Origin of the sequence: Enterococcus sp. AZ095a (assembly GCF_050546735.1) — a bacterium.
In the GTDB taxonomy this organism is placed as follows: Bacteria; Bacillota; Bacilli; order Lactobacillales; family Enterococcaceae; genus Enterococcus_D; species Enterococcus_D entomosocium.
Genome location: NZ_CP172953.1, coordinates 282,616 through 297,135, shown reverse-complemented (window position 1 = coordinate 297,135; position 14,520 = coordinate 282,616). Strand labels below are relative to the sequence as shown.

The 14,520-nt window shown below is 43.2% G+C and carries 16 protein-coding genes; 2 read left to right on the top strand and 14 right to left on the bottom strand.

Going from position 1 to position 14,520, the window contains the following annotated elements; translation table 11 throughout:
- Nucleotides 1-83: 83 nt before the first annotated feature.
- Nucleotides 84-2,732, top strand: a complete 2,649-nt coding sequence (locus IGJ26_RS01450; protein WP_430599807.1) for a YfhO family protein — start codon at nt 84-86, stop codon at nt 2,730-2,732.
- Nucleotides 2,733-2,940: 208 nt separating this feature from the next.
- On the opposite strand, the gene IGJ26_RS01445 is transcribed toward IGJ26_RS01450, so the two are convergent.
- Nucleotides 2,941-3,927 carry an Rgg/GadR/MutR family transcriptional regulator gene (locus tag IGJ26_RS01445; RefSeq protein ID WP_034872077.1) on the bottom strand — a complete coding sequence of 329 codons (987 nt, stop codon included), beginning with the start codon at nt 3,925-3,927 and terminating at the stop codon, nt 2,941-2,943.
- Between the two features lie 302 nt (nt 3,928-4,229).
- On the opposite strand from IGJ26_RS01445, the gene IGJ26_RS01440 reads away from it, so the two are divergent.
- The gene (locus IGJ26_RS01440) at nt 4,230-5,543 is read left to right on the top strand and encodes an MFS transporter (RefSeq protein WP_034872078.1); all 1,314 of its coding nucleotides are present in this window, start codon (nt 4,230-4,232) and stop codon (nt 5,541-5,543) included.
- A 57-nt stretch (nt 5,544-5,600) separates the two neighbouring features.
- On the opposite strand, the gene truA is transcribed toward IGJ26_RS01440, so the two are convergent.
- From truA to rplO, 13 genes are all read right to left on the bottom strand, one after another.
- Entirely contained in the window at nt 5,601-6,347 is a 747-nt protein-coding gene (truA, locus tag IGJ26_RS01435; RefSeq protein ID WP_008376361.1) for a tRNA pseudouridine(38-40) synthase TruA, read from the bottom strand.
- A gap of 156 nt (nt 6,348-6,503) precedes the next feature.
- Nucleotides 6,504-7,301 carry an energy-coupling factor transporter transmembrane component T gene (locus IGJ26_RS01430; RefSeq protein ID WP_194199333.1) on the bottom strand — a complete coding sequence of 266 codons (798 nt, stop codon included), beginning with the start codon at nt 7,299-7,301 and terminating at the stop codon, nt 6,504-6,506.
- Nucleotides 7,291-8,157 (bottom strand): energy-coupling factor ABC transporter ATP-binding protein, encoded by an 867-nt coding sequence (locus tag IGJ26_RS01425; protein ID WP_430599806.1) that lies wholly within the window; start codon nt 8,155-8,157, stop codon nt 7,291-7,293. Before IGJ26_RS01425 ends, IGJ26_RS01430 begins: the two co-directional genes overlap by 11 nt.
- On the bottom strand, nt 8,133-8,969 hold the full coding sequence (locus IGJ26_RS01420) for an energy-coupling factor ABC transporter ATP-binding protein (RefSeq protein ID WP_194199334.1): 837 nt from the start codon (nt 8,967-8,969) through the stop codon (nt 8,133-8,135). Before IGJ26_RS01420 ends, IGJ26_RS01425 begins: the two co-directional genes overlap by 25 nt.
- Nucleotides 8,970-9,240: 271 nt before the next feature.
- The gene (rplQ, locus tag IGJ26_RS01415) at nt 9,241-9,621 is read right to left on the bottom strand and encodes a 50S ribosomal protein L17 (protein WP_003128038.1); all 381 of its coding nucleotides are present in this window, start codon (nt 9,619-9,621) and stop codon (nt 9,241-9,243) included.
- A gap of 70 nt (nt 9,622-9,691) precedes the next feature.
- Nucleotides 9,692-10,630 (bottom strand): DNA-directed RNA polymerase subunit alpha, encoded by a 939-nt coding sequence (locus IGJ26_RS01410; RefSeq protein ID WP_008376367.1) that lies wholly within the window; start codon nt 10,628-10,630, stop codon nt 9,692-9,694.
- 79 nt (nt 10,631-10,709) lie between these two features.
- The gene (rpsK, locus tag IGJ26_RS01405) at nt 10,710-11,099 is read right to left on the bottom strand and encodes a 30S ribosomal protein S11 (protein ID WP_005227104.1); all 390 of its coding nucleotides are present in this window, start codon (nt 11,097-11,099) and stop codon (nt 10,710-10,712) included.
- Between the two features lie 27 nt (nt 11,100-11,126).
- A complete protein-coding gene (rpsM, locus tag IGJ26_RS01400) occupies nt 11,127-11,492 on the bottom strand; it encodes a 30S ribosomal protein S13 (RefSeq protein ID WP_005227102.1) in 366 nt (121 codons plus the stop codon).
- Between the two features lie 17 nt (nt 11,493-11,509).
- The gene (rpmJ, locus tag IGJ26_RS01395) at nt 11,510-11,626 is read right to left on the bottom strand and encodes a 50S ribosomal protein L36 (RefSeq protein ID WP_002288710.1); all 117 of its coding nucleotides are present in this window, start codon (nt 11,624-11,626) and stop codon (nt 11,510-11,512) included.
- Nucleotides 11,627-11,658: 32 nt separating this feature from the next.
- Entirely contained in the window at nt 11,659-11,877 is a 219-nt protein-coding gene (gene infA / locus IGJ26_RS01390; RefSeq protein WP_002288695.1) for a translation initiation factor IF-1, read from the bottom strand.
- A gap of 188 nt (nt 11,878-12,065) precedes the next feature.
- The gene (locus tag IGJ26_RS01385) at nt 12,066-12,710 is read right to left on the bottom strand and encodes an adenylate kinase (RefSeq protein WP_005227100.1); all 645 of its coding nucleotides are present in this window, start codon (nt 12,708-12,710) and stop codon (nt 12,066-12,068) included.
- A 60-nt stretch (nt 12,711-12,770) separates the two neighbouring features.
- The gene (secY, locus tag IGJ26_RS01380) at nt 12,771-14,066 is read right to left on the bottom strand and encodes a preprotein translocase subunit SecY (RefSeq protein ID WP_005227099.1); all 1,296 of its coding nucleotides are present in this window, start codon (nt 14,064-14,066) and stop codon (nt 12,771-12,773) included.
- A complete protein-coding gene (gene rplO, locus IGJ26_RS01375) occupies nt 14,066-14,506 on the bottom strand; it encodes a 50S ribosomal protein L15 (protein WP_003128016.1) in 441 nt (146 codons plus the stop codon). Before rplO ends, secY begins: the two co-directional genes overlap by 1 nt.
- Between the last annotated feature and the right edge of the window lie 14 nt (nt 14,507-14,520).

Genomic DNA, 14,520 nt, shown 5'->3' with positions numbered 1-14,520 from the left:
TTAAAGAAAATAGGTCTTTGTTTTTTTAATCGATTCACCTGTGGTAAACTAAGAAAAAATTGATAAAGAACAGGTGACTTCTTGTGACGAAAATAAAAACATTTGCCAAACAACATTGGCCTTATATGCTTGCTAGTTTCTTCTTGCCGTTTCTTATCATGGCAGTGATCTATTTGACCATCGGCATCTACCCCGGCAGCAGCCGCAGTGTCTTAGCCAGTGATGCCTTTTCGCAATTCTCAAACTTTCATGCCAGCTTTCGCAATATGCTCTTAGGCAAACAAAGTATCTTTTATACATGGAACGCCTCTTTAGGCTTAAATTATCTGGCATTGATCTCCTATTATTTAGGGGGAATCTTCACTCCCCTCGTCTTATTTTTCCCAAATCAGCTGATGCCAGATGCGCTGTATTTTTTAACCTTGATCAAAATCGGCAGTGCAGGATTGGCGTTTTGGTTCTATGCCAGCCAAACCTTTAAGATCCAACGTTGGCAGCATGTGACCTTAGCCGTCTGCTATGCCTTGATGTCCTTCATCACCGCCCATTCGGAACTGATCATGTGGCTTGATGCCATGATCTATCTACCGCTAGTGATTTTAGGTATTGACCGGTTAGTGAAAAAGAAAAAACCAGTCGTGTTATTTATCAGTTATCTGCTGTTATTTTTATCCAGTTTTTACATGGGCTTTATGATCGGTCTCTTTTCCGTGATGTATTTCTTGGTTCAATTGGGTCGCAACTGGAAGCAAGCTCGGGGGGCGATCATTCCTTACGGCATCACCTCTTTGTTAGCTGGCGGCGCCTCAATGGTGATCATCTTACCTGCCTTATTAGATTTGCGGTCGAACGGGGAAGAATTGACGACGATTTCTTCCTTTAAAACCGAAGCCACCGATGTCTTTGATCTCGTGATGAAAAACATGATCGGTGTTTACGATACGACAAAATACGGCTCCATTCCCTTCATCTATATCGGCTTATTGCCGTTGCTGTTGTGTATTTTATATTTTGTTTCGAAGAAAATCCGCTGGAAAGATAAATTCTTATACGCTGGCATGTTTGCTGTTTTGATCGCCAGTTTTTATATCGTGCCGATGAATCTTTTTTGGCACGGGATGCATGCCCCAAATATGTTTCTTTTCCGTTATGCCTATTTGTTCTCCTTCTTAGTGATCATGCTGGCGGGATACGGATGGGAGCAGCTGCAGCAAAAAGATCGCGGATTGTTTCTCATTATTGGTCTTTCTACGATCGTGGTATTTGCCCTCTCCTACGCATTGAAAGGGCCTGGAACCTATGAATATGTTTCCGCTACTTCTTTTGCGCTAACGATCGTATTCTTTGTTCTTTACTTGTTATGTATTGGGTTCGGGCAATTAGGTCTTTTAACACAAAAACGAGTGACGATCTTGATGCTGATCTTCGTCTGCGGAGAAATGGCCGTCAATACCAGCGGCATGGTTCGCGGAATTTTGATTGATTGGAACTATGCTTCTCGTAGTTTGTATACAGAACCTTATCCGGACATCAAAAAACTAGTCACTCAAGCCAACGAAGACAATGATACCTTTTTCCGATTAGAAAACCTTGATCCTGTTTCTTCCAACGACAGTATCAATTATGGCTACAGCGGGGTCAGCATGTTTTCTTCAATTCGTAACCGCAATTCCTCAAGCTACCTGGATAAGCTGGGCTTTCGGTCTCGCGGCACCAATTTAAATATCCGCTATCCGAATAATACCTTGCTGATGGATGCTTTTACAGGAATCAAATACAATATCTCCAAGCCAAATCTCACCAAATACGGCTTTCAACGAGTCGGAGAATCTGGTGAATACAAGCTCTATGAAAATCAAAATGCGTTACCTCTAGGTTTCTTGGCTGAACCGACCATCGAATCGATTGAACAGCCGCAAAACGACAACTTGACGAGCCAGAAAAATCTTTTCAATGGCTTGGCCGATTTAAATTTAGAGTATTTTGCCTTTCAGCCGATCACGGTGATCCATAGTAAAAATACAGATATCACCAATGACGGCATGTATATGAAATTTACTGAGCAAGAAAGCAATGTCGCAAAAGAAGTGACTTGGCAAGTGGAGGTTCCGGCGAACTCGCAAGCGTACTTGAGTCTCTTCCCTGCCAACTTCGGAGAATTGGAAAGCTCATCTGCCACCGTGACAGTCAACGGTCAGCAGCGAGAAACGCAAATCAGTATCAACGGTCAATACTACGACTTAGGACATTATGAGACCGATACGACGGTTCAATTCACCGTCAGCTTCTACGGAACGCCTGAAATCTCATTCCAAAACCCGCAAGTCGTGACCTTGGATACCAACGCCTACCAACAAGCAATTGATGCGATCCAAGAACGAGGGGTCGCTATGACTGTCGGCAAACGCAGTGCCAAAGCCGACATCACGACTGAAAAAGAGCAGCAGCTTGTAACAACCATCCCTTATGACAAGGGCTGGACTGCTACGCTTGACGGCAAAGAAGTCCCAATCACGGCCTTTCAAGATGGCTTTATCAGTGTGACGATCCCAAGTGGCACCCATCACTTGGAACTCTCCTTCTTACCGCAAGGCTTTGTTATCGGTGTTTGCTTGTTCTTTGGCTGCATCGCATTGTTTATCTTGTTTGCTTGGTTTTACCAGAAACAAGTAGCCAAAAAGCAAGTCTTGGACAACCAACGCCAACTCATGGATCAACCACCAGAAACCTAATCGAAAAAGAACCAACTCGTCCCTTTGAGGCGATCCACTTAAGTTAGAGCAAAAGCTGACTTATGGGTGTCTCTCAATGATCGGTGAGTTTGGTTCTTTTTTGTGCTCAGGTTCCGCAGTTGTTCGCTCTAGTGGTCTTAGCATCCATTACCCGCTAGATCCCCTTCGATTCGGGGAGCAATGCCTAGCCCGTTAGCCCTTAGAGCGTTTAGCGAAACATAAGATAACTGTTGGGTTCTTCCGCATTTTTCTTGATGGAGTGCAACGATCGCTCCCATAATTTAACCATTTTGGTTTGTTTTAAGACGCGAAAGATCGAAAGCCCTTGATCGATTTTCAACAGTCCTTTTTCTTGATCGCCATAAATATACCAGTACCATCCTTGATAGCAAAGAAGATGCGTACTGTTTAGCATGTCTCCGCGATCTGCCAATAATTCCTCTGCAATGGTCAACACCTCTTTTGCCCACTCCAGGCGGCGAAAATTGACAAACGTCGTAAAACAACTAAAAATCAAATCCATTTGAATTTCTCGCATCAAGGACAAACCTTGTTCTTTTTTTGTGCGAGAGATAGCGATCTGCAGTAAGTGATAGGAGGTTTCGACAGGAAACAAGAATTGAAAATAACGAAAAAGCAAAATCTCATAAACGCCCCAGTTGTCTACTTTCGTAAGGTAGGAAATGACGGGGCGGGTTTTGGTGCGTAGCTTTTCCATATAGTCACCAGAAGAGTGATCGGGTTTAGGACCTGAGAGATTGATTTCATGTATCTCCTTTGTGATCTCAAGGTACAGAAAAACAAAAGAATGCTGTTTGGAAGCGGCGATCAGTTCGCTACGCATTTCCTCCAGCCCTTCTTTGCTTCTCTGGGCGTGGGCGTTACTCAAATAAGCTTCTTTGTTGATCCCTAAAATTCGATCCAGTAAATCCATAAATTCGCTCGTCATATAGCTGGGAAAGCTCATCAGGTTGTCGTGCCCTTTTACGCCCTTTTGCTGCGCACGCAAATAATAAAACTCCTCCACTGTGACATGGATATTTTCTAATAAGCGTTCCAATCGATGAATACTGATACTTGAAGCACCTTGCTCAAATTTACTGATGAACGAGCGACTGTTTTGTTCATCCGCCACTTGAGCGATCGTATAGCCACGCTCTTTGCGCAATTGTCGGTACAGTTTTCCTTCTTCCATAACCATCCTCCTCACAACGATCGGTCTACAAACGCCAAACCAATCCCACTTCACGAATGAAGCTCCGCAATTAAATTTTCCTGTTCTAGATTCAAGTTTAGATTCAAACCTATAAAATGTTGAGGAACAAAATCTGCGGCACCTTATTTACATGCCACTCTTTTAACTGCTAATCACTCGTGACAGTAACCTCTGGTATGCTCCTGGTACATTTAAATTCCACTATAGTGGATTATTTTCTTCTCTTAGTATAAAGCATCCTATACTGATTTTACAACGTAGAACGTGAAAGGATGATTTCGATGAAAGAATATCAACAAAACAACGGCTATCGTGCCTTAGTCAACGCCGCCTTACTCAGCGGTATCGGCATGAGTTTATTTAATATCGTCTTTGTAGTTTATGCCAGTACTTTACCCTTTAATGCCCTTGCTGTTTCCTTAGCCTCCATGGCACTGCTGATCCCTGATCTCTTACGGATCCTGACCGGCTATCTAGCCGATCGTACCAAAAACAAAGTGCAATGGATGATCAGAAGTCGACTATTACAAGGAGTCCTTTTTGTGGCACTCGCTTTTTTGATCCAACTGCCGCCTAGTTTATGGTCTTTCTTCCTTTTGCTAGGCATCAACATTGTATCTGATTGTTTGGGCGCTTATTGTTCTGGGTTACAGCTGCCCTATGTTCGCCGTCTTGTGCCTGCTGATACCTTAGACAGTGCCATGGGCTTTCAAATGGCGTGTCAAACCACCGTTCAAATCGTCTTTCAAGGCATCGGTGCTTGGGGGATCATTTTACTGAATAATAACTTTGCGGCTTTTGGTTTGATCAATGCCGTGACGTTTTTCTTAGCCGCGATCGTGATCTTCCTGAACCGCTCGCTCTTCTATGCGGTGCCAGGGAAAATCAATCAAGCAGCAACACCACTCTTTCAGAATTTCTCGGATACTTTTAAATTATTGACTGGTACGGCTTTTCTTAAAAAGATGATCCTCTTTGCCTTACTGATCAATACCTTAGCTGCTAGTACGAGCGGTCTACTAAATCTCCAGCTGTTGGATGACCTTGCGCTTTGGTTTGCCACTTATGGCAACACCGTTGCGATGGCAGGCATCGCTACTTCGATCGGTATGGTCGCTGGCGCCTTGTTTGCTGCCGACTGGTTCAAGAATACCGGTCTGGTTCGCTTGATTGCGTATACCTCTTTCGTTTTATGTCTGTTGACCTTGAATTTTCTCTTCCTGCATAACCGTTGGCTCATGATTGCGCTGCTCTTTGCTGAAGGCTATCTGATTGGAAAAATCAATCCTCGTTTTTCGGCACATCTGATTCGTGAGATTGATGAAGAACATCTCGCCATCAGCAGCGGGATCTTTTCCACCATTGTGATGCTAGGGGGACCTGTCGGACAAATGGTCTTTTTAGGCATCGGCAATCGCTATCACGTTGCTTGGAGCTGGCTGCTTTACTTGCTTTTCGCATTTTTGGTAGCCATCGCCGCCTTAGTCGCTGCCGGTACCTTGGAAAAAACACCCACCACTGCTGCGCCTAAAAACGCGACGGCAAGGACTGAAGATTGGCAAGAAACCACCTCTGTTTTGCCTGAGAAAAAATAAAAACACAAGCTTTCGCTATCTCTTGTTGTGTAAGAGCAGCGAAGCTTGTGTTTTTCCTTATTCATAAGCAACATGAACCAAATACAATCCTTCTGGATGAGCCGTGGGACCTGCCGCATTTCGGTCTTTTTGCGCAATGATTGCAGGAATGCTGTCAGGTGCGATCCGTCCATTGCCGATTTTCAGCAATGTGCCCACCATGATCCGGATCATCTTGTACAAAAATCCATCGCCGCGAAAGGTAAAAATTAACTCATCTCCAGCGTCATTGACCGCCATGGACGCCTCATGGATCGTCCGCGTCTTGTCATCGACTGAACTGCCCGTCGCACAAAAACTGGTAAAGTCATGGGTGCCTAAAAAATCTGGCAACGCCCGTTGGATTTTTTCCAAATCTAGCGGATACGGATAATAACTTGCATAATGACGGCGGAAAGGACTGCGGGGCTTCCCAATGTCTACCCGAAACTGGTAGGTTTTTTCAATGACTAAGTAGCGGGCATGGAAGGTATCGTCAACGATCTCCACCGATTTTACCGCAACATCTTCTGGCGTTTGGGTATCTAAACCAAAGCGCATTTTTTCCAGTGGGCGCTTTTGAGGGAAATCGAAGTGGATCACTTGCCCTTGCGCATGGACACCCGCATCGGTGCGGCCAGAGCCATGAATCTGAATCGGCTGACCATTGTTCATCTTCGTTAATGTCTTTTCAATCTCTTCTTGAACCGTTCGTCCATTGGGTTGACGTTGAAATCCTTGAAAATTCGTGCCATCATAAGCGATTGTCGCTTTATAGCGGACCATTGAATCACCTGTTTCTTTCTATTTTTTTCAAAAAAAGGCCTATGAGAAAAGTCTGATCGGTCGACAGGTCTTTTCGAACCAGCCGCTGGGATTGCCAGCAGCCTCGTTGCTTCGTTAAGAACCTTTCGTGGGTTGACTTCAATCATAGGTCTTCGTTTATCCTCTTAAGAACACTAATGCTACTGTAAAGAGCGCAAAAACGATGACAACCAATGTGTCCCGTTGATGCCAGTGCAAAATACGATACTTGGTACGCCCTTCGCCGCCTTGATAGCCTCTGGCTTCCATAGCGGTAGCTAGATCTTCCGCACGGTTAAAGCTGCTGACAAATAAAGGAATCAATAAAGGAACGATCGCCTTCATCTTCTGCAACAGTCCCCCTTCGCCGAAATCGACCCCGCGGGCACGCTGAGCATTCATAATTTTTTCTGTTTCATCCATCAAGGTTGGTACAAAGCGCAACGCAATCGACAGCATCAGTGAGATTTCATGGACAGGGAAACGGATCGCTTTTAAAGGACGCAAAATGTATTCGATCGCATCTGAAAGCTCTAATGGGGGCGTCGTTAACGTCAACAGAGTCGACATGAAAATGATCAAAACAAAACGACAAAAAATAAAGATCCCATTTTGGACACCAAATTCTGTGATGTTAAAGATCCACCAAGACCAATAGACGTCACCGCCGGTAGTAAATAAAATCTGTAACGCCACGGTAAACAAAATCAGCCAAATCAAAGGACGTACGCCGCGAATAAAGAAGCCAAAATTAATTTTTGAAAAAGAGATACAAAAAAGCGTAAAAGCCCCCGCTAATAAATAGCTTTGCCAATTATTTGCCAAAAAGATAATCGCGATAAAATAAAAACTAGCAATCAATTTGACCCGTGGATCTAAACGGTGGATCAAGGAGTCCCCGGGAATAAAACGACCGAAAATCAGTTTATTCATCATGGGCAGTCGCCCCCTTTGCTACTAAAACATCTGCCAGTTCATCAGCCGTTAGCGGCAACTGCTCAAATGCCAATCCTCTGGCTTGTAGTTGCTCCGCAAATGCGGTTGCTGTCGGTACCCCCAACTGCTTTTCTTGCAGCCAAGCAGTGTCTTGAAACACAAAGGACGGCGTGCCGGCTTTGACGAGACGTCCCTTTTCTAACACATAGACATAATCAGCATAGTTCGCCACATCATCCATCAAGTGGGTCACTAAAATGATCGTCATGTTCTTTTCCCGATGCAGGCGATCAAACATTTCCATCATCTCTTTGCGTCCTTGTGGATCTAAGCCAGCTGTCGGCTCATCTAAGACCAAAACTTCTGGTTCCATAGCTAAGACTCCAGCAATCGCTACACGGCGCATTTGGCCCCCTGAAAGGTCAAATGGTGAACGTTCCAGAAAACTTTCATCTAAACCTACCAATTGAATGTATTCTTGGGCTAAACCTTTGGCTTCTTCTTCGGAGATGCCAAAGTTTTTCGGTCCAAAAGCGATATCTCTCGCAACGGTTTCTTCAAATAATTGGGATTCAGGAAATTGAAAAACGATCCCGACTTTTTTACGTAACGGTTTTAGATTTTTGTTGTCTGACTCGGGTTTGATGACTCGCTCACCGATCGTGACCGTTCCAGTCGTTGGTTTTAATAATGCATTCAAGTGCTGCAGCAACGTAGATTTTCCGCTACCCGTATGACCGACTAAGGCGGTATAAGAGCCTTCTTTGATCTCTAAATCGATATCGAACAAAACCCGTTGTTCAAACGGAGAATGCGGTTGGTAGGTGAATCCTACTTGTTCAAAACGGATGTCCATAGCCAATCCACCATCCCTTCTTCAGTTAAGTACGCTTGTGGTACCGTGACACCCCGGTGTTTTAGTGCCGCCTTTAATTTTTCAGGAAACGGCAGATCTAAGCCTAGCTCAATCAGTTCCGGACCTGCAGAAAAAATCTCTGCTGGTGTCCCTTCGCGGACGAGCTCTCCTTGACGCATCACCAGCACCCGATTGGCGTTGGCTGCTTCATCAATATCATGGGTGATCGATAGCACGGTCAAATTGTTTTTCTCTTTGATTTTTTTGATCGTTGCGATCACTTCTTCACGGCCTTCTGGATCTAGCATACTAGTGGCTTCATCAAGAATGATGATATCCGGGCGCAGTGCAACGACACCGGCAATGGCTACCCGTTGTTTTTGACCACCAGAAAGGCGCGCGGGTTCCCGCGTCGCAAACTCGCTCATCCGTACTTGTTCCAGAGCGTCTTTGACACGAACCAGCATTTCTTCTCGCGGGATTCCTTGATTTTCTAAACCGAAAGCCACATCATCTTCCACCGTCGAACCAACGAATTGATTGTCAGGGTTTTGAAAGACCATACCGACCATTTTTCGAATATTCCAGATATTTTCTTCATTCAAAGGCAATTCGCCGACAGAAACACTGCCTTCTTGCGGCAAGATCAAGCCATTGATGGTTTTTGCTAAAGTTGATTTTCCAGAGCCGTTATGGCCGATCAACGCCACCCATTCCCCTTTGTTGATGGAAAAGGATACGTTATTTAACGCGGCACGCTCTTCTTCGCTATAACGCACAGTAATAGCATTCAATTCAATGATTGGCTTCATGATAGACTCCTTCATTTGCGATTAATTCTTTCTAACACTACCAAAAAAGCGCACGTTTTTCAATGATTCGCGCACGATTTGTCTCCAGATCTTTTTTTCACTTGCCATCACCTGTCTTGACAGGTAATCGAAAGTAAAAAAAAAGCACTTTATGATGAGTGCGTACACCTCGAAATACATCGAGGTGTAGGCGCTGAGCTAGACTCGGAAAGTTTCTTCCAACATCATAACACTCTTAGTAAACATCTATAAAGTGATGATAAGTGTGATTTTAAACAAGTTCTAGGATAACCATTGGTGCAGCATCTCCGCGTCTTGGTTCTGTTTTCAAGATACGAGTATATCCACCTTGGCGATCTGTGTAACGAGGAGCGATATCATTGAATAATTTTTGTAATGCTGATTCAATAACTACTTCTTCGTTTTCTTCACGTACACTTGCAACTTCATTACGAACGAATGCTGCTGCTTGACGACGTGCATGCAAATCACCACGTTTACCTAAAGTGATCATTTTTTCTGCAGTTGAACGAACTTCTTTCGCACGAGCTTCAGTCGTAACGATACGTTCGTTAATGAATAAATCAGTTGTCAAATCACGCAACATCGCTTTACGTTGGCTAGATGTGCGTCCTAGTTTACGATAACTCACGTGGTTTCCCTCCTTCACTTTCGAATGTTGTATCGGTCAGACGAACCGAACTAACGTAATCGAAAACGGTTTAATCGTCTTTACGTAGTCCTAAACCTAAATCATGTAATTTCACTTTGACCTCTTCAAGAGATTTACGGCCTAAGTTTCTTACTTTGATCATTTCTGGTTCAGATTTGTTTGTCAATTCTTGTACAGTATTGATTCCTGCACGTTTTAGACAGTTGTATGAACGAACAGATAAGTCTAATTCTTCGATCGTCATTTCCAACATTTTTTCTTTTTGTGTTTCTTCTTTTTCAACCATGATTTCAGCGTTTTTCGCTTCATCAGTTAGGTTAACAAAGATGTCTAAATGTTCAGTCATGATTTTCGCAGACAAACTCATTGCTTCCAATGGTTCGATTGAGCCATCAGTCCATATTTCCATCGTTAATTTGTCGAAATCATCTCGACGACCGACACGTGTGTTTTCTACTTGGTAGTTGACACGACGTACTGGTGTATAGATTGAATCGACTGGAAGAACGCCGATTGGCATGTCTTCTTTTTTGTTTTCGTCCGCTTGAACGTAGCCGCGGCCAGGTTTCACTGTTAAGCGAGCATGGAACGTAGCACCTTCAGAAACGGTACAGATATACATATCTTTGTTAAGGATTTCTACATCACTATCAACGATGATATCGCCAGCAGTTACTGTAGCAGGTCCTGAAATATCAATTTCAAGGGTCTTTTCTTCATCCCCGTACATTTTCAATGCAAGACCTTTAATATTCAAGATGATTTGAGCAACGTCTTCCCGAACACCCTTAACAGTTGAGAATTCGTGTAAAACTCCATCGATTTGAATATTGGTGATTGCCGCACCAGGTAAAGAAGATAATAAAATACGACGTAGGGAATTTCCTAGTGTAGTTCCGTAGCCTCTTTCAAGAGGTTCCACGATGAACTTGCCATAATCTTTGTCTTCATCAATCTTTGCGATTCTTGGTTTTTCGAATTCAATCATTCTTATCTATTACCCCTTTCAAAACGAAAAGTGTCTTGTTCAATGACGTATTTGTTACACTCAAAATGAGCAGCACTCATTAAACACGACGGCGTTTTGGAGGGCGGCATCCATTATGAGGGACTGGAGTCACGTCACGGATCGCACTCACTTCCAAACCTGCTGCTTGTAATGAACGAATTGCTGCTTCACGTCCAGAACCAGGTCCTTTAACTGTTACTTCAACAGTTCTTAATCCGTGTTCCATTGCTGCTTTGGTAGCTGTTTCTGCTGCCATTTGAGCGGCAAAAGGAGTAGATTTTTTGCTTCCTTTGAAACCTAATGAACCAGCTGATGACCATGCTAATGCATTACCATGAGTATCAGTGATCATTACGATTGTATTATTGAATGTTGAGTGAATATGTGCAATACCCGCTTCAATATTCTTTTTCACACGGCGTTTACGACTCACTTTTTTTGCTGCCATGAAGTTTTAACCTCCTTCACTTAGGAATTATTTTTTCTTGCCTGCGACTGTTTTAGACGGGCCTTTACGAGTACGTGCATTGTTTTTCGTGTTTTGTCCACGAACTGGCAATCCACGGCGATGACGGATCCCACGGTAAGAACCGATTTCCATCAATCGTTTGATGTTTAAGTTCACTTCACGACGAAGGTCACCTTCAACTTTTAATTTATCAACTTCTGCACGGATAGCATCTGTTTGTTCATTCGTTAAATCACGAACACGAACTTCTTCAGACACGCCAGCGTCAGCTAAAATTTGTTTTGCAGTCGTGTTACCAATACCATAGATATAAGTAAGTGAAACGACCACACGTTTATCACGAGGAATATCTACTCCTGCAATACGAGCCATATTTGTTACACCTCCGATTATCCTTGACGTTGTTTATGTTTTGGATTTGCTGGGCAAATCACCATAACGCGTCCTTTACGACGAATTACTTTACAATGTTCGCACATTGGTTTTACTGATGGTCTTACTTTCATGATAATACCTCCTGTGGTTTTACGGAGTACAATTATTTAAAGCGATAAGTAATGCGGCCACGGTTCAGATCATACGGGGATAATTCCACCGTTACTTTGTCTCCAGGTAAAATACGAATGTAGTGCATCCGGATCTTACCAGAAACGGTCGCTAGAACTTGGTGTCCGTTTTCCAATTCTACTTTAAACATTGCATTCGGCAAAGTTTCGACGACTGTACCTTCGACTTCAATCATATCTTCTTTTGCCACGCACAGTACCTCCTTGTACTTGTGATTTTCACACGATAAAATGGCGGAAACTCGGTTCCCACCTGATATTCTCAAACTATGCTCCTACTTAATAAAAAGTAGAAGTCGGACTGACATATTCTATCATATCCTGTCAAAGATTTCAAGAGAAAGTTTTAAGCTGCAAGTTGGACTCGGGCAATCTATGATTAGTCAATGATCTTTTGAACATCTTCGAATACAGCGTCGATGTCGCGATCCCCATCAATCGATTGCAATAACCCTTTGTCTTTGTAATAAGTCAAAATTGGTTCACTGCTTTTGATATTGACAGCTAGACGATTTTTGACCGTCTCAGGCTTATCATCTTCACGCTGGTAGAAGTCATGACTTCCACAACGATCACATGTTCCTTCCTCTTTGGGAGGATTGAACAATTTATGATAAGTTGCCCCACAATTGCGGCACATGAAGCGGCCGGCTAAACGTTCTACAAGAACTTCTTCAGGAACATGAATATCAATAACGGCATCAAGTTTTTTGTTAAGGTCAGCAAGCATCTCATCTAACGCTTTTGCTTGATCCAATGTACGAGGAAAACCATCTAATAAGAAACCTTTCTCGGTATCAGGTTCAGCTAAACGTTCTTTAACGATCCCATTTGTAACCTCATCAGGAACTAATGCGCCTTGATCCATGTATGATTTTGCTTTAAGGCCTAGTTCTGTTTCGTTCGCCATCGCAGCCCGAAACATATCGCCTGTTGAAATATGAGGAAGACCGTATTCAGCAACGATACGTTCTGCCTGAGTACCTTTTCCAGCACCAGGTAATCCCATTAAAATGAAGTTCATTCTAATTCCTCCTGTAAGTTTTTGAATAGTGTTGAGGAAATCCTCAACACTTCAATAACTTTAATTGATGAAACCAGTATATTTCCGTTTCAGCATAAGCCCTTCTAACTGCTTGGCAGTATCAAGTGCCACACCGATAATGATCAATAGACTCGTTCCACCTAGTCCGATCGATTGCGGTAAATTCCAAGCCATCTGAGCGATGATTGGAAGTAAAGCAACCAATCCTAAAAAGATCGATCCAACCGTGCTTAATCGCATCAACAAACGCGATACATATTCTTCTGTTCCTTTACCAGGACGCACACTCGGAATGTAACTTCCTTGTTTTTGCAAGTTTTCCGCTAATTTCTCAGGGTTCACTTGAACAAATGCGTAGAAGAAGGTAAACGCAACAATCAAGACAGTGTAGATGATCGCACCCGGTACAGTGTTGTAACTAAAGATCGTTTGCACCACTTCGTACCAAGTTTCTCCTCTATATGAACTACCTAATGCTTGAATGATCGCATTTGGTGTTGTAATAAAAGAACTGGCAAAGATAACTGGGATAACCCCGGCAGCATTTACTTTCAAAGGAAGGTAACTGCTGGTAGGCGCTCCTGCTACCCGTTTTGTATATTGGATCGGAATCTTGCGTTCTGCCTGTTGAACATACGTTACTAAAGTAATGACGATCAACACAGCAATCACAAGCAGCGCCATAAAGATAGCATTTAGCCAGATATCCGATTGATCCACGTTAATGAAGTAATCTTCAATCAATTCTTTGATGCTTGCTGGTAAGCGTGAAATGATCCCCGCAAAGATGATCATTGACACACCGTTTCCGATACCACGCTCGGTGATCTGCTCTCCTAACCAAGTGACTAACATCGTTCCGGCTGTTAAAATCAGTCCGATCACGATATAGGTTGCCATATTAGGATTGTTTACAAACCCGAGTTGAGTGTAATAGTTAAATCCAGCCGTTAATGTCATGGATTGGACAAAGCCTAATACCAACGTCAAGTAACGTGTTGCCTGATTTAATTTCTTACGACCCACTTCACCTTGTTTCGACCATTCAACAAATTTAGGGACGATATCCATCTGCAACAACTGAATGACAATTGAGGCAGTGATGTAAGGCGAAACCCCCATCGAGAAAATCGAAAATTGTTGCATGGCGCCACCACTTACCAAGTTTAACATGTTTAAAAATGGTAGATCCGCGATGGTATTTAGGCGACTTGCGTCTACGCCTGGCACAGTAATATGTGTTCCCAGACGAAAGACAAACAAGATTAAGACGGTGAACAATATTCTAGATCTAATATCCTTAACCTTAAAGGCATCCTTCAATAGTCTGATCATTAGATCACCTCGATTGATCCACCAGCAGCAACGATTGCTTCTTCAGCTGCTTTTGAGAATTTAGCTGCTTTCACAGTCAATTTCTTCGTTAATTCTCCGTTAGCTAATACTTTGATTCCAGCTTTTTCGTCTTTGACGATTCCAGCTTCGTGTAAAGCAACAGGTGTTACTTCTGCACCGTCTTCAAAGCGGTTCAAGACATCAAGATTGATGACTGCATATTCTTTGCGGTTCACATTTGTAAAGCCACGTTTTGGTAAACGACGGAACAATGGTGTTTGTCCACCTTCGAATCCTAGACGTACTCCGCCGCCTGAACGAGCTTTTTGACCTTTTTGTCCACGTCCAGCTGTTTTACCGTTACCAGATGAAGTTCCTCGTCCGACACGGTTACGTACTTGGCGTGAGCCTTCTGATGGTTTTAATTCATGAAGTTTCATAGGTTTGGCACCTC

What these genes read in the sequence shown, in the direction of transcription:
- IGJ26_RS01445 (WP_034872077.1), bottom strand. Translation starts at nt 3,927, where the DNA reads ATGGAAGAAGGAAAACTGTACCGACAATTGCGCAAAGAGCGTGGCTAT.
- IGJ26_RS01440 (WP_034872078.1), top strand. Translation starts at nt 4,230, where the DNA reads ATGAAAGAATATCAACAAAACAACGGCTATCGTGCCTTAGTCAACGCC.
- truA (WP_008376361.1), bottom strand. Translation starts at nt 6,347, where the DNA reads ATGGTCCGCTATAAAGCGACAATCGCTTATGATGGCACGAATTTTCAA.
- IGJ26_RS01430 (WP_194199333.1), bottom strand. Translation starts at nt 7,301, where the DNA reads ATGATGAATAAACTGATTTTCGGTCGTTTTATTCCCGGGGACTCCTTG.
- IGJ26_RS01425 (WP_430599806.1), bottom strand. Translation starts at nt 8,157, where the DNA reads ATGGACATCCGTTTTGAACAAGTAGGATTCACCTACCAACCGCATTCT.
- IGJ26_RS01420 (WP_194199334.1), bottom strand. Translation starts at nt 8,969, where the DNA reads ATGAAGCCAATCATTGAATTGAATGCTATTACTGTGCGTTATAGCGAA.
- IGJ26_RS01410 (WP_008376367.1), bottom strand. Translation starts at nt 10,630, where the DNA reads ATGATTGAATTCGAAAAACCAAGAATCGCAAAGATTGATGAAGACAAA.
- rpsK (WP_005227104.1), bottom strand. Translation starts at nt 11,099, where the DNA reads ATGGCAGCAAAAAAAGTGAGTCGTAAACGCCGTGTGAAAAAGAATATT.
- rpsM (WP_005227102.1), bottom strand. Translation starts at nt 11,492, where the DNA reads ATGGCTCGTATTGCAGGAGTAGATATTCCTCGTGATAAACGTGTGGTC.
- rpmJ (WP_002288710.1), bottom strand. Translation starts at nt 11,626, where the DNA reads ATGAAAGTAAGACCATCAGTAAAACCAATGTGCGAACATTGTAAAGTA.
- IGJ26_RS01385 (WP_005227100.1), bottom strand. Translation starts at nt 12,710, where the DNA reads ATGAACTTCATTTTAATGGGATTACCTGGTGCTGGAAAAGGTACTCAG.
- secY (WP_005227099.1), bottom strand. Translation starts at nt 14,066, where the DNA reads ATGATCAGACTATTGAAGGATGCCTTTAAGGTTAAGGATATTAGATCT.
- rplO (WP_003128016.1), bottom strand. Translation starts at nt 14,506, where the DNA reads ATGAAACTTCATGAATTAAAACCATCAGAAGGCTCACGCCAAGTACGT.